Consider the following 14,816-nt stretch of genomic DNA (forward strand, 5'->3'; position numbering starts at 1 on the left):
CTTAATTGAAAAATATAGCTGCTATGATAAGTTGTCAATAAAGCGGATATCTTAATCGTTCAAGTTGTCCTAAAATGACAGCCTGCTTCCTGTAAAGACATATAGATGGTATTGCGATGAAATGGCATGAACTCGGTGAAATGAATTGTCCTATTGCACGGACTTTATCGATTTTTGGTGACCGCTGGACTCTGCTGATTATTCGTAATGCCTTTATGAAAACCCGACGTTTTGATGATTTTCAAAAGCAGTTGGGTATTACCCGTCATTTGCTGACCGAGCGTATTAACCGTTTGGTGGAACACAAGATTTTTGAGAAAGTGCTTTATCATGAAGCACCAAAACGCTATGAGTATAAGCTGACGGAAAAAGGCTTAGCCCTGTATCCGATTATTGTGACCATGAGTACATGGGGCAATATTTGGCAAAATGAAAATAAACAATTTCCTGAATTGCGTTATTTGCATAAAAGCTGTGGGCATGTGACCAGTCCAAGTCTAACCTGTGATTGCTGCAAGCAGCCTCTTGATGCCAGACAAATGTCACCTGTTTATGTGACGGGTGAGGATGGAGAGGAAGCTACTTCTTCTTAATTAGCCAATAAATAAGGGAGTTTGTAACTCCCTTATTCTATAGTTTATAGATCTGGTTTTTTGAAAATCCTAAAACCCGAATCCGATGAATAAGTTACAGCCCCACATAAAACCTCTCAATCAATTGACGTGTTTTCACCAACAAATTGGTTAATACACTGTCTCGCTCAAATAGCTTGACCTTGTAGTTTGGTAACTCTTTCATTTCTTCTTTTCTTGGTAAGCGTTTACTGAATTCATAATTATCTAAAACTTGTTTCATTGCTTCAGGTTTTAGATTTTCTTGTTCACAAAAATGCTGATAGGCTTGCTCTTTTTCTATATCCCAGAACTGAGCAAAAGCCACTTGAACACTTTGCCCATTGATCATTTTTGGCATATTTTCTTCAATAAACTTTTGTATCAAGTCCTGCTTGTCATGCAAACTAATATCACCGCCAATCAGGTCATGTACCTGAGCTTCATACTTCTTACGCTGCTCATCTGTTTCAGCATTCACCGCCATCTGTAGCAGTGTCAGGATATACCCTACATTGATACGATCACTGTGCAGTAAATCCAATTGGAAATCGACATCATCGAGTACTGAGACTTTTTCTTTCTTGGTGGTTTTACGAATCGCTCGACATAGATCTGCATATTTAGACGCAAAATTTGCAAAGTGCTGTTTATCTAATCCCGTTTGATCTTGGTCATATTCCACAAAAGTTTGTAGCTGAGCGTTATAGCGCATGACTTCTCGAAATGCCTTGATGAACTCAAGTTGCTGTTCTTCTGTTATCAAAGCATCAACAGCCTGATAATCAGGCGTGATACTCAATAACCTTTCAACTGCTAACTCATAGTCTTGTTTGATTTCATCAAAACATGGGACAAGGACAGTCTTTCGAGCCTCTTTATTTGAAAACAATGCCAATGCTTCATCTGTAGCACGTTTTAAATTACGGAAGCTGATGATATTCCCAAATGGTTTTTTATCATTGAGCACACGATTGGTTCGTGAAAAAGCCTGAATCAAACCATGATATTTAAGATTTTTATCCACATATAAGGTATTTAAAGGTTTTGAGTCAAAGCCAGTAAGGAACATATTCACAACCAGTAAAATATCGATCTGCTTTTTCTTTACTCGCTCTGCAATATCACGGTAATAAGCATAGAATCCTTCGCCCGAATTATAATTCGTACCGAACTGGGCATTGTAATTGGCAATATACCGATCCAGTTTGTCACGACTAGACTGATTTATTTGGCTAGGTGTAGCAGTTGATTCTTCTTGAATCAATCCATTTTGATCAAGATTTTCAACCGCTTCATTTGCAGCATAAGAGAAAATAGTCGCAATACTGAGTGGTTTAAATAATCGACCTAGCTCTTCATCTTGCTGCTGCTTCTCGGCTTGTATTTTTTCAAATAACTCATAATACTGCGTCAAGGTATCCACTGAACCGACACAGAACATTGCCGTAAATTCACGGTTCTTGGTTTTGGTATCGTGCGTCTCAACAATATAACGGGCAATCATTTCCAATCGCTGTGGATTGTCATAAAGCTCTTGGGTATCTATCCCCTCAACCTCATCCCCATTATCGAGATTATTTTGCATCCCCTTGGCGGTATATTTGCCACGATAATCAATTTGGAACTGCAATACATTGCGGTCTCGAATCGCATCCACAATCACATATTGATGCAAACACTGATTGAATAAGTATTCTGTAGTGAGCTTCAAACCTGCTTTAGATTGGCTATTTTCCTCAAAGATCGGTGTGCCCGTAAATCCAAACATTTGTGCATTGCTAAAGAATTTTTTAATGTTTTGATGGGTATCACCAAATTGGCTACGGTGACATTCATCAAAAATGAACACCACTTTTTTATCTTTTAGATAATTGATGTGTTCTAAATATCGGTCCGTGCTAATCGCACGATTCAGCTTTTGAATGGTGGTCACGATCAGCTTGTCATGGCGTTGATCGAGTTGTTTAACCAAAGTGTGCGTGCTGTCTGTGCTATCCACACTCTCGGCTTTAAAAGCATTAAATTCTCGTGACGTCTGAGTATCAAGGTCATTACGATCCACCACAAACAATACCTTTTCCACATCGGGCATGTTCATGATGAGCTGACTGGCTTTAAATGATGTCAGCGTTTTACCTGAGCCTGTGGTATGCCAGATATAGCCGTTTTGCTGTGAAGTTTGTACATGAGTAATGATCTTCTGCACAGCATAAATTTGGTAAGGACGCAGCACCATCAAACTTTTACTGGTTTCCAACATCACCATGTATTGAGTCAGCATATCTGTAAGATGTGAGTGATTTAAAAATGCATCCGCAAAATCGACAATTTCATTGATATGTTTATTGGCAACATCTGCCCAAGGAAAGGCAAACTCAATTCCAGTCGTACCATTTGAATAATAGCGAGTATTTGCACCGTTACTGATGACAAAAAGCTGAATAAAACCAAACAGCCCTTGCCCTGCCCAATACGCTTCCCGAATATAACGTTGCGTCTGATTGAAGGCTTCGGCAATTTCCATGCCGCGCTTTTTCAGCTCAATTTGCACCAGCGGTAGACCATTGACCAAGAGCGTGACATCGAAACGGCTGGTTCGACCATTAAAATCACGATGATCTACCGTGATTTGATTGGTGACTTGATATACATTTTTACTTGAGTCATTTGATAAAAAGAAGATGTGCTTGCTTGAACCATCATCAAATTTGACAGGAAACTGGTCACGTAGGTTTTTAGCACGTTCAAATACTGTGCCTGTATTGAGAAAGCTAATGACCTGCTTCCACTCAGTTTCTGACAATGCTGTAAGCCCATTAGCACGTTCAATTTGTGTTTTTAGATTAGACAGTAATTGGCTTTCATCTTTAATCACGACGGTTGCATAACCCAACCCTTGTAATTGTGCAATCAGCTCATTTTCAAGTTGATATTCGCTTTGTACTGTCATTTTTACCTCTATACCAAAATCTATTATTAGCGTGTACTTTGAGTTGAATAAACCCAAATCTCTTCATTAACCAAATCAATCACCTCTCCTTTAGGCATAATTTCATCGAAATGATCTGCCATCAGTTTTTTATTAAGTAAAGGATGACCTTTATCAATGTAATATTGAATTAAACCCTTTTCAGCTTGGTTCAACGCTCGCCCTAAATCAGAACGTGTTTTTACTTCAGCAAAAATTAACTTTTTTGCGCCTTGAGGTGTATTTTCTAAACCCTCAATCAAACTTAAGCTGTTAAAATGAGATTTCATTCTAGTACGGATATTCTCAGACTTACCTACATACAGCGCGTATTGTTTTCCACCATATTCTCGATAAAAAATATAAACTCCAGCAATATCTGGAATAGATTTTAGGTTTAAATTTTTAATGTTTTCTCGTAAGGTACTAGAGCTACCTAATTCGATTGGCTCCATCCAATTCAGTTCAATTTTCATAAAGTTCCCCTTGATATTATGGTGATGATTAATAGTTAAATTTGAATGTCATCTACTTGTTTCTGCTGCCATTCCTCATAAGTTAAATCTGTCCCTAACTGCTTCCAGCGTCTTCGTCCATTACTTGAGCGGCCAAGTATCACTGCTGCTGCCGCTGAAGGACTTGAAAACAAATGATCTTGATTAAATGTGTAGGTATCTGAAGAAATTATATTATTTTCAAAAAGTCGGGGTCTTAGATTTTTCATATAGTTGTGGGTAGGTTGACTTACTTCTCGACGCACTTGAGACCCTTGAAGAACATAAAACTCTCCATCAACTATTTTTGCTTTTGCATTTACATCTTTGATGGCTAGATAAAAATCAGCTCCAACATCGCCAGTCATTACATTCGGAACTAAGGAGTTAAAACTTGAACGTTTAATTTCTTTCAAAAACTCATAGCCTAAAACTGGTAATATCACTTGAATTTGTTCAAGAAAATATTCCATATCTGCTGTATCAGATTCAGGTAATTTACTGTAATCATGAGATGTTCCGTTCATTAACTGACATTGACCATTCCTTCGTGCAATCTCAATTAAACGACTCTCCAAATACTTTATATGCGTCTTAGTAATATTTTGATCTTTACCTGTAACCAAACAAACTTTTTCCCAAAAATCTTTACCACCTGCTTCTTCAGTACGATTATGCTGCTTTAAACGATTTGCAACATCATCTGATTCACCAATATACACTTTCGGATAAAGTGGATTCTCAGGATCATAACTCACTAGGAAATATACACCTGTCCGTGAACATTCTTCACGTTGAATAAGTTCTGATAGCTTTGTACGCGGTGCGGAAAGTACATGACCCGTCCAGTTAATGATTTCGGCTGTAAGAATCCCATTCGGAGACCCATCTGCCAAAAACATTTTTATACTTTTCCCATGCGCCATACTTCCCCCTCTTAAATGTTACTTAATTGAAATAAGAAACAGTGCTTTATTTTCTGCTGCATTAAGCATTCTCAAATATAATATTATCTAGTCAAATATTATTTTAGAGAATCTATTTTTTCCACTCAAGCTCAACACGATTTAAAATTTTATGCATAAAGATAATATGATCTGTGACTGTATCTAAATCAAATTCTGAAAAATCCCACTTCAGACACCACCATTTACTATTTTGTTCATCCCATTCACCTGAAAGCATGTATTTAGAGTCATCTAATAATATTTTAATCTGCTCTCGTAATTCGCTCGTAGGTTTGTGAACGTACATACGAACAGAACAACTCATTGGCTTATTATTTAAGCGCAAATATAAGATTGAACTCGAAGCAGCTTTCCAACTTTGCCCTCTAAAATAGAAAGCTGGACCATTTGGCCAAGTTCTTTCCTTAACTTCTGGTTGATAATTTTCACCTAATGCGATCTGTAGTTGTGTATTAATATGCCTAATAATATCTTGAAAAACGCTTTGCTTTAAATCAATTAATTCTTGAATTTTATACATATTATCGACAACAAAATTTAAACGACTCATATCTATGTCCAATAAATAATTAAAGCTATCTAGGTGTAATAAAAAATCGCGGGCAAAAACAGCCCATTTGTTTAAATTTTGATTAAATGCATATTGTGATACATGCGGTTTAATCGATGTCGTCAGTTGGGTATAGGACAAACCTAACCAATTCGCTATCGTACATTTACCATTCGGGCATAACACAATGCTGATGAGACGTTTTTCCTGATCTTGTCGATTTTGATACTCAATTTTCTTATTTGCCCAAGCTTCGTATTCTTTAAAAGGGTTATTTTGATGATGATACACTTTCACTTCTACAATGATTAAAGCGTTATCGGTCTCCACCCATAAATCAATAAATTTACCTTGATCAGTTATCTGCTGAGTAGAGAGTTGCTTAAACTCGCCAAACTCAAAGTCTTGATATTGCTCATACTGTTTTAGAGCGTTCATAAAACCTTGATAAAAACTATCCCCTAGTTGATGTTTCTCATTTGGATTGAGAAAGAAAGCCAATAGTTCAGTGATTGGGTTTTCATGGTGATTGTTTAATGCTGTATCAAAAATCGTCATTTCGCGTTCAGGTCTTTTATATTGCTGGGCTTTAAGCAATAAATTCTCATATTTTTTAATCAGTTGGTCTTCTATTTCCTGCATTTTTTTGCTCTATGTTCCTATCTGCTATCACAGATTTTTATATATTTTGAACTGATCATTTTAGTATCAGCTCAAAATATTCCCCTAAAATTTAGTTTTCCCATCGCCAATATAGGCAATGAAATTTAATTATTGGTTTCACATTTAACTGCTTTCGCAGGTGTAATATTTTTTGCTGAAACAAGCTGGGTTAAATCAAAACCTTCTGTTTCTTCCACGAACAAGTTGTAGTCTTTAATAGTTATGGTTGCCTTACCCTCATACTTGCAAAACTCTTTTTTAATGCTATCTGGCAATTTAAATGTTTTCTTTGCTTGTTCAAAATTGCTAAAGCAGAACCATGCAGTTCGTTCATCACCTTTTGGACGAGGAACAAGTGCAGATGATTTTTTATCAGGTTCAAAGCAAACCCCATCGCCCATATATTCTAAATATTCAGGATCTAAAGTACGTGAGTAAGTTCCTGTTAAGGTCACATTTCCTTTGTAGTGCTTAAAACCAGAAATATCTTTTTGATATTTAAAGCTTTGAGCTTGTGCCAACACTGGCAATGTCATTAAAGCAACAAGTATAAGTTTTTTCATCATGATCCTGTTTTAAGTTTTATAAAGTATTAAAAAGCAAAGAGACTTTTCACTTTGCTGATATAAAAATATTAAACAAACATCTGCTGTAACAAGCCTTTTTTCCACTGTTTGGCTTGTTCAATTTGCTGCACTACGACTTCAATTTTTTGGTCAATCGCAGATAGGAAATTGGCAATTTTGGTTTGTTCTTCTAGGCACGGTAAATCAATCTGCATAGCAAGAAAAACACTTTGGTTAATACGTTTGGCTTTTCTACTACCATCTGCTTCCTCACCATTTTTTTTATAAAAATCTTTCTGTAGAAAACGATTTAATAAAAAATATGCATTAGCTTTTTCTGTATTGATATCAAATGATGGAGCATCAATGGTTGTCTCATAGCCATCCAAATGGGAAGGAATAATACCAAAAGCACAATTTAAAAAATCAAGCTTCCCATAAATAAGCTGACCAACAAAACGCTTATAGTATTGTGTATTTTCACTACCTTCAAACACTTCATTTTTGGGAACAATGCCTTTTCCCCATAATTTTACTGTGAGTTTTTTAGCTTCATTACCTTTAAGCCCTTTAATTAAACTCTCAGTTAGAAATTCAGATAGTAAAGTTTTCTCCCACTCCCTAAAATCACTCCCATCATCCGCTTTAAAACGAATCTTCTGACTAAACAACTTCTGCATCATGCCTTGTTTGTATTGGCTGAGTAGCTCATGTTTTTGATTTAGTTGGCTAATTTTTTCATCGACGGCTGAAAGGAAAAAGGCGATTTTGGTTTGTTCTTTTTTAGAATTACTTAATATTACAGGAAAATTCTTCAAAATCTCTGTATTAAGTGAAGGCATTGTTTGACCAACAGCAACACTTCTAATTCGATACTGTGCATCTTCTGTTTTTAAGGCATACATTAAATTTTTAGAATCAATTAACTCATTATTAGGCCTTACTCTTAGAATACGACCTGAAAAAAGCCAACCATTTTCTTTTTCAGTAACAATTGCACATCTATCTACAGAGCCTACACGGCTAAAAGCCAAATCTCCTACTTTTAATAAATATGATTTAAGACGTGTTTTATCTGCATCAGAAACTAATGGTAAATTCTGATTAGTTATTCCTATTTCACCCAAATGTTCAACTGTAATAATGGGGGTTCCAATATCGACATAATCCTCTTGATGTAAAGTTGAGCCAAATGGACCTGTTTTAATATCAGAGATTTCACCTAGATTTGAACTTAACCAATCCCCATCAAACTCTTTAAAACGTAATTTAGGTACAGTCATCACTTCACCTCCGCAAACGGCGAAGCAATCCCAAGCTCTTTGCAAAACTCAGTTATAACCGCATCAGTCTTTTGACTCTCTTCTTCCAACGCCTGTAACGCTTGAGCAATCGCATCAAGGTCAATCTCATCCTCAGCTTCAAAAGTATCGACATAACGCGGAATATTCAGATTAAAGTCGTTTTCTTTAACTTCTTTTAAAGTCGCTACATGCGCATACTTTTCAATATTCTGACGGTTTTCAAATGCCCCAATAATATTGTCCAAATGCTCAGGCAATAATTTGTTTTGATTCTTCTGCTTCTCAAACTCATTGCTAGCATCAACAAACAAAATATTGTCTTTGTGCTCACGGTTTTTCTTCAATACTAAAATACAAGTCGGAATAGACGTCCCATAGAAAATATTGGCAGGTAAACCAATAATGGTATCAATCACATTGAGCTGTTCAATCAAGTACTGACGAATTACACCCTCACTCGAACCACGGAATAAAACACCGTGCGGTAGCACAACGGCCATCGTGCCATGCTCATCCAATTGATGTAGCATGTGCTGAACAAATGCCATGTCTGCCTTAGAACTTGGTGCAAGTTTGCCATAAGCCGCAAAACGTTCATCTTGTAAAAATAACGGATCAGCAGACCATTTTGCTGAAAATGGCGGATTGGCAACCACCGCATCAAAACGCTTGTCCAAATGCTGCGGTCGAATCAAGGTATCTTCTTGCTTAATATCGAACTTGGCAAAATGCACATCATGCAAGATCATGTTCATACGTGCCAAGTTGTAGGTGGTACGGTTCATCTCCTGACCGTAAATCATATCGACATCTTGCACTTCACGCTTTACACGTAACAACAACGAACCAGAACCACAAGTCGGATCATAGACTGAACGTAAACGAGTTTTACCTTGGGTTACGATCTTCGCCAGCAAAGTCGATACCGTTTGCGGCGTATAGAACTCCCCTGCTTTTTTACCTGCACCTGATGCAAACTCACCAATCAGATATTCATAAGCATCACCTAAAATATCTGATTCAGTATTGGAAATATCAAAATCAATATTATCTAAATGGCTCAGCACCTTCGCCACCAACTCATTACGGTCACTTGCCGTATTACCCAGCTTGGTCGAGTTTAGGTCGAGGTCTTCAAACAAATTGGCAAAGTCATCGGCAGAGTCAGAACCCAGCGTACTTTGTTCAATCGCTTTTAGCGTTGCAGCCAAATCATCTAAAATGAAATCACCTTTACGGCCACGTTCCGCAAGTGTATGAAACAGTTGTTTTGGTGTCAGCGCATAACCCACTTCTTCGATGGCATTTTTTTTAATTTCTTCGATGTATGGCACATGCTCAGCATTCTTTTCATCAAGCTCTAAAAAGCCGATGTCTTCGCCATCAAGCAATTCATTGGCAAAATTAACGGCTTTCTCAGACAAATACTTAAAGAAGATAAAACCTAAAATATAGTCACGAAATTCATCTGCGCCCATTTTGCCGCGCAAAGTATTGGCAATATTCCATAGTTGTTTTTGCAGTTCTTGGAGCTGTACTTGAGTCATGTTAAAAAGTAACCAAAATCATCATTTTAGAATGTGGATACTTTGGCATATTTATCATTTTTTTTTAAGTTATATTTTATCAAACAATCATCATTGCGACTTTATTTGACGTTCTACTTATATGCTCAACTTGTTTTGCCAGACGAGTAAGTTACTTTAGCTAAGACAACTAAAAATATAGGTACACCATGCTTTTTGACAATCCAATGAATAAAGAGTTGCAATCATTTTCACGAAATATCGCATTTCAAATTCTCAGTGGAGGAACAGGTTTACTATTTTTATATCGAGCAGATACTAAACCTGATTTAATTTGGTATGAATTTTTCAGTTTATATATTGTCGGTTTCTTGCTATTGCTATGGTCTATATATTTAGCCTTAAGCAATGCCTCTATTTTATATAATGATTATCGAGACTATTTATGGCGTCAAAGTGAAAATTTTGACCGTATACGATTGATGAAAAATCCTGAAAAAGAAGATAATAAAACAAGCGATATTTTAAAAACTTTTAAAGGGTTAAAGCGTGTAGACATAATAAAATTTCGTTTCGAAGGTGCATTTATCTTACTTATATTGTTCCTATTCCCAATCATGTACATGCTTGGAATTATTATTATTCTTTTCCAACAGGTTAAAGCTTTTGGATTTTAAATCACAATCATCCGTTATAGGGCATACAACGAATGCCAGCCCTTTGATTAAAGGATCTAAGACCACTACATCAGAGCAATCATATATGTGGCAGCAACGTGTAGCATACAGGAATGGACGAATTATTTTGGATACAATTGAGAAAGGTTTAATTGACGAAGATAAGTTGTCGAAGTAAGAGAAAACTATGATTGATCATTCAAACTTTTTTACCGATGCTCTGGTTTATTTTTTTGGGTGTCTAGTCCCTTTATTTTTTATATTGGCTGTTTATGCACCCATTGCACCAGAAAAGTTTTCTAAAATCACAAGAAATAGATTCGCTTTATTTGTAATTTTTTTGCTATTGACCATAGTCAGTTTGGGTTTAGCCAATTTATTTATTCCTAGAGGCTTTCCATAATCTTAAATTGTAGCGAGAGTTGACCCCACACCCACCAGTACGACACTCGAACATCATGTAAATTTCCTGCAAAGCCCTTTATTAGAGATTTCCTTAAACGGGCTAACTTAAAAAGTCCAAATCGAGTCCCTTTATTTCAATACCTCTTCTTGCGTTCTAAGCACAACAACCATGCGAACAATCCATCCAAATAATCACTTCCACTTTACCAAGTACCATAAACAAAGCTTAGTTATAAAATTTAACTTATAAAATCAAAAAGATATAAAATAGTTTTAAAAATAAGTTTTCAACTCAGGCTCAATTTAGTATACATATGTATATACAAGTAAACACATCTCAATCTTTCATAATGATTCTTTTCTGAGTTTTTATGGAAAAAGTGTATGTGCTGTAGACCAACAATGCCGAGATCAGAGTAGGCATACAAAAATTTGTATAAAAAACTGTGCTTTATGCACAAACGTAGGAAATAAAACCTTCTTATAGTGAAAAGCGAGGGAAATGCTTTTCTTGAGCAATATCAAAAGAAATGCATCTGTTTGCAAACATGAAAGCAACGTATCAGGACGAAACGATGACCATTCAATTAGGCGACAAAATTGATATAAACACCTTTATTCAAATTGCCCGCTTTAAAGCCCCACTTGAATTTTCCGAAGACTACGTTGTACGTGTCAAAAAATCACGGGCTGTTCTTGAAGACATGATGTCTCGTGATGAACCGATGTACGGGATTACCACTGGCTTTGGTGCACTGTGTTCAGAAAAAATCTCTCAACAACAAACCGCAGAATTACAAGAAAATTTAATTTTATCTCATGCCGTTTCCGTTGGTGAACCATTCAACGAAGAGCAAGCACGCGCCTGTATGCTGATGATTCTACAAAACCTAGGTCAAGGTTATAGCGGTGTACGTTTTGAAGTACTCGAGAGGATTCGCCAATTTTTAAACCTGAATTTAATTCCTTGGATGCCCAAAGAAGGCTCGGTTGGCTACTTGGCGCCTGAGGCACATTTAGCACTGACGCTCACGGGACGTGGTCAGCTTTACTACCATGGACAGTTACGTGCAACCCAAGAGGTATTAGCAGCGGAAAATATCCCACCACTACAGTTGCAAGCAAAAGAAGGCTTAGCCTTAATCTCAGGTACTACCTCGACTACCGCCCTTGCCAGTTTAGCTTTATATGACCTGCAAAATGCGGCCAAGTCTGCGGATATTATTGCGGCTCTTAGTCTCGAATCATTGGAAGGAATCCTCATTGCCTTTGATGAACGCGTGATGAAGGTTCGCCCTCATCCTGAGCAGGCACAAACGGCATCAAATATTCGACGTTTACTAAAAGATTCAGAACTGGCCCTACTTAAACATCCAACCAAATTACAAGATGCACTCTCACTCAGATGTATCCCACAACTGCATGGTGCTGCCAAGAAAGTTTTAAATGATGCGCTAATCACAATTGAAATTGAAATGAATGCATGTTGCGATAATCCTATCGTTTGGCATGATCAAAATCAGCAAGAAATCATTTCAGCCTGTAATCCAGACTCATCTTATGTGGGCATGGCAATGGACACGGCAGCAATTGCGGCTACAAATTTAGCCAAAATGTCTGAACGCAGAAATAACCGTTTGATTGATGGTAGTTTGTCTGGATTTCCATATTTCCTGATTCAACAACCTGGATTAAATTCTGGATTGATGATTCCACAATATACGCAAGCTGCGCTTTTGAATGACATGCGCATCTTATCCCACCCTGCAACCATTGATAATACCCCAACTTGTGGCAATCAAGAAGACTATGTGGCAATGGGTTATAATGCCGCAAAAAAAGCAATCTCCATTGCCGACAAGCTAGAATACATTCTGGCCATTGAGCTGTTATCGGGATATTACGCTCATCAATTTCTGTCAAAAGATAAGAAACGAAGTCCTGCGATGCAGGCAATGATCGACGCATTAGAGAAACGTATCAAAATCTCAGACCAAGATACTTACCTCTACAGCTTTATCAATGAAATCAAAGGAATGATTCACGATGGTACGCTTTTAAACATTATTGAAGATAAGATTGAAAAATTAGATTAAATCAGCACGACTTTTAAGCTCTATAAACTTAAAAGTCGTTTTATTCTATTTTCAAACTGAGTTTTAAGATCAAAGCCTCGTTAATCCACATCCATTTATTCAATTCACTTGGATAGAAACTTGTTCACTTAAATTATTTTAATCCCATTAAAAAACATAGGGTTAAAATTCAAACTTTAGTTGTATATACATGATAAAGCATGTAATGTTTATCTTGCACAAAAAACCATCGTCACATGGATATCCCCGTGGCAAGTCATGAGCCTATTCCCACCGAATACATAAGGATGAGTATATGGAAGGTGTTTCAAAACAGGTAAAAACCGTACGCTGGGGTGTCTTCGTTCCCTTATTTTTATTAATGTCTTCCGCTGTTGTTTTAGGCATTTCGCATAGCGAAGCGTTAATTAACCTGACCAAAGATTTTTTTAACTGGTCACTACAAAACTTTGGTTGGTTATATCAATGGGTCTCCATGATTTCGCTCATCTTGGTCGGAATCTTATTAGTATCTCGCTATGGGCATATCCGTATCGGGGGAAAAGATGCCAAAGCCAGCACCAGCTTTGGTCGATGGTTTGCCATGGCACTCAGCAGTGGCGTTGCAACTGGTTTAATCACCTATGGGGTGAACGAACCGATTATCTATTTTGGTAATGTGTATGGAGAGCTGAACCAAGTTGGGGTAGAACCATTGACACATAGTGCTGCGATTTGGAGTCTGGGCCGTGTCTTTTACAATTGGGGCTTTATCCCTTACTCCATGTATACCCTCTCGGGTTTAATCGCCGCTTATATGTATTACAACAAGAAAAAAGGCTTGTCAGTAGCAGCAACCTTAGATCCTTTATTGGGAAAATACGCACAAAATCGAATTATTGCAGATATCATTGATGTGCTTGCCACCATGGCGATCGTATTAAGCTTAGCATCAGGCCTAGGTACGGGTTTAACGGTGGTCGTGACAGGTTTGAAAGTTGCTTATGGCTACCATGCCACTACAGTTTTATGGGTCGTCTTGGGCGCATTAACCACCTTCTTATTTACCTTTTCTTCTTATTTGGGCTTAGACAAAGGCTTTAAGATATTAGCGAGTATTAAATCGAAAGTTTTATACTTCTTGCTGATTTTATTATTCCTTACTGGCCCAACCTTTTACATCCTCAGATCATCTACCGCTGGTATGGCAATTTGGCTAGATAACTTCTTCCTTTGGGGTCTAGATCCCATTGATATTGGTGGTCCAGCCTTAACCCAATGGTGGACGCTATTTGACTGGGCGGTTTGGGTCGCTTATGCCCCCTTGATGGGAATGTTCTTGGCACTGATTGCATATGGACGTACTTTAAAAGAATTCATTATCGTAAACTGGATAATGCCTTCTTGCTTTGCCCTAGTATGGTTTTCAGTGTGGGGAGGCACATCGCTTTATTTACAGCAAAGCGGTGTATTAGATTTAGTCCAAATCATTAAAGATAATGGTGCAGTGTCTGGTTTATGGGCATTCTTACAACACCTTCCATTTAAATTAGGTATTGTCATCGTCCCGCTAATTTTAGTTTTGACCCTGTTTTCTTCCGCCGTTGCTGCAAACAGTATTACGACCACAATCGCAGGTATGTGTAGCAAAAATGTCCCGATTGGTGAAGAAGCGCCATCGTACCAACGTATTATCTGGGGTGTTTTAATTGGTTCTATTGCCATCATCATGAGTGCCTTTGGTGGCGGTGGCCAAGGGATTGATGGGATTAAATATTTAGCCGTTTGTGGCGGCTTCTGTGTTCTGTTTATTTTTATGCTGCAACTGCTCTCAATTATTAAAACCTTTTTCTACGACAAACCTGTCGAATAAGTTGTCATTTCCTCCCGATTAAACAGGATTTGATCGGGACAACTTTCTTTATCTTCAAAAACTAATTTAAAACACTCGATTTCTCGAGGGAATAAGTCTTGCCGTTGGAAGGCAGATCAAACTAATTTAAGGA

10 protein-coding genes and 2 pseudogenes are annotated in these 14,816 nt (G+C 37.4%); 4 read left to right on the forward strand and 8 right to left on the reverse strand.

Going from position 1 to position 14,816, the window contains the following annotated elements:
* The first annotated feature begins 116 nt into the window (after positions 1-116).
* Entirely contained in the window at positions 117-593 is a 477-nt protein-coding gene (locus tag NG55_RS05550) for a winged helix-turn-helix transcriptional regulator (protein WP_065342616.1), read from the forward strand.
* Between the two features lie 94 nt (positions 594-687).
* Here NG55_RS05550 and NG55_RS05555 read toward each other — a convergent pair whose 3' ends face one another.
* From NG55_RS05555 to NG55_RS05585, 8 genes and pseudogenes are all read right to left on the reverse strand, one after another.
* On the reverse strand, positions 688-3,564 hold the full coding sequence (locus NG55_RS05555; RefSeq protein ID WP_065342617.1) for a type I restriction endonuclease subunit R: 2,877 nt from the start codon (positions 3,562-3,564) through the stop codon (positions 688-690).
* A 26-nt stretch (positions 3,565-3,590) separates the two neighbouring features.
* The gene (locus NG55_RS05560) at positions 3,591-4,058 is read right to left on the reverse strand and encodes a GIY-YIG nuclease family protein (RefSeq protein WP_065342618.1); all 468 of its coding nucleotides are present in this window, start codon (positions 4,056-4,058) and stop codon (positions 3,591-3,593) included.
* Positions 4,059-4,093: 35 nt separating this feature from the next.
* The gene (locus NG55_RS05565; protein ID WP_065342619.1) at positions 4,094-5,002 is read right to left on the reverse strand and encodes a GIY-YIG nuclease family protein; all 909 of its coding nucleotides are present in this window, start codon (positions 5,000-5,002) and stop codon (positions 4,094-4,096) included.
* Between the two features lie 112 nt (positions 5,003-5,114).
* Positions 5,115-6,236, reverse strand: coding sequence for a PD-(D/E)XK nuclease family protein (locus NG55_RS05570; protein ID WP_065342620.1), 1,122 nt, complete (start codon positions 6,234-6,236; stop codon positions 5,115-5,117).
* A 125-nt stretch (positions 6,237-6,361) separates the two neighbouring features.
* Complete coding sequence (locus NG55_RS05575; RefSeq protein ID WP_065342621.1) at positions 6,362-6,820, reverse strand: hypothetical protein; 459 nt, start codon at positions 6,818-6,820, stop codon at positions 6,362-6,364.
* A gap of 71 nt (positions 6,821-6,891) precedes the next feature.
* Positions 6,892-7,605: pseudogene (locus tag NG55_RS21435) on the reverse strand (restriction endonuclease subunit S); the annotation flags it as partial.
* Positions 7,594-8,106 (reverse strand): annotated as a pseudogene (locus NG55_RS21440) (restriction endonuclease subunit S); the annotation flags it as partial. The pseudogenes NG55_RS21440 and NG55_RS21435, both read right to left, overlap by 12 nt.
* Complete coding sequence (locus NG55_RS05585; protein WP_065342623.1) at positions 8,106-9,674, reverse strand: type I restriction-modification system subunit M; 1,569 nt, start codon at positions 9,672-9,674, stop codon at positions 8,106-8,108. The gene NG55_RS05585 and the pseudogene NG55_RS21440, both read right to left, overlap by 1 nt.
* Before the next feature lie 206 nt (positions 9,675-9,880).
* On the opposite strand from NG55_RS05585, the gene NG55_RS05590 reads away from it, so the two are divergent.
* From NG55_RS05590 to NG55_RS05600, 3 genes are all read left to right on the forward strand, one after another.
* Entirely contained in the window at positions 9,881-10,330 is a 450-nt protein-coding gene (locus tag NG55_RS05590) for a hypothetical protein (protein ID WP_141669880.1), read from the forward strand.
* A gap of 980 nt (positions 10,331-11,310) precedes the next feature.
* A complete protein-coding gene (locus tag NG55_RS05595) occupies positions 11,311-12,831 on the forward strand; it encodes an HAL/PAL/TAL family ammonia-lyase (RefSeq protein WP_141669881.1) in 1,521 nt (506 codons plus the stop codon).
* A 295-nt stretch (positions 12,832-13,126) separates the two neighbouring features.
* The gene (locus tag NG55_RS05600; protein WP_065342625.1) at positions 13,127-14,683 is read left to right on the forward strand and encodes a BCCT family transporter; all 1,557 of its coding nucleotides are present in this window, start codon (positions 13,127-13,129) and stop codon (positions 14,681-14,683) included.
* The last annotated feature ends 133 nt before the right edge of the window (positions 14,684-14,816 follow it).

It is taken from the genome of Acinetobacter gyllenbergii, from assembly GCF_001682515.1.
GTDB lineage: Bacteria > Pseudomonadota > Gammaproteobacteria > Pseudomonadales > Moraxellaceae > Acinetobacter > Acinetobacter gyllenbergii.

Bases quoted from the DNA above. Each gene is read 5' to 3' on its own strand.
- NG55_RS05550 (WP_065342616.1), top strand. From the start codon at position 117: ATGAAATGGCATGAACTCGGTGAAATGAATTGTCCTATTGCACGGACT.
- NG55_RS05555 (WP_065342617.1), bottom strand. From the start codon at position 3,564: ATGACAGTACAAAGCGAATATCAACTTGAAAATGAGCTGATTGCACAA.
- NG55_RS05560 (WP_065342618.1), bottom strand. From the start codon at position 4,058: ATGAAAATTGAACTGAATTGGATGGAGCCAATCGAATTAGGTAGCTCT.
- NG55_RS05565 (WP_065342619.1), bottom strand. From the start codon at position 5,002: ATGGCGCATGGGAAAAGTATAAAAATGTTTTTGGCAGATGGGTCTCCG.
- NG55_RS05570 (WP_065342620.1), bottom strand. From the start codon at position 6,236: ATGCAGGAAATAGAAGACCAACTGATTAAAAAATATGAGAATTTATTG.
- NG55_RS05575 (WP_065342621.1), bottom strand. From the start codon at position 6,820: ATGAAAAAACTTATACTTGTTGCTTTAATGACATTGCCAGTGTTGGCA.
- NG55_RS05585 (WP_065342623.1), bottom strand. From the start codon at position 9,674: ATGACTCAAGTACAGCTCCAAGAACTGCAAAAACAACTATGGAATATT.
- NG55_RS05590 (WP_141669880.1), top strand. From the start codon at position 9,881: ATGAATAAAGAGTTGCAATCATTTTCACGAAATATCGCATTTCAAATT.
- NG55_RS05595 (WP_141669881.1), top strand. From the start codon at position 11,311: ATGACCATTCAATTAGGCGACAAAATTGATATAAACACCTTTATTCAA.
- NG55_RS05600 (WP_065342625.1), top strand. From the start codon at position 13,127: ATGGAAGGTGTTTCAAAACAGGTAAAAACCGTACGCTGGGGTGTCTTC.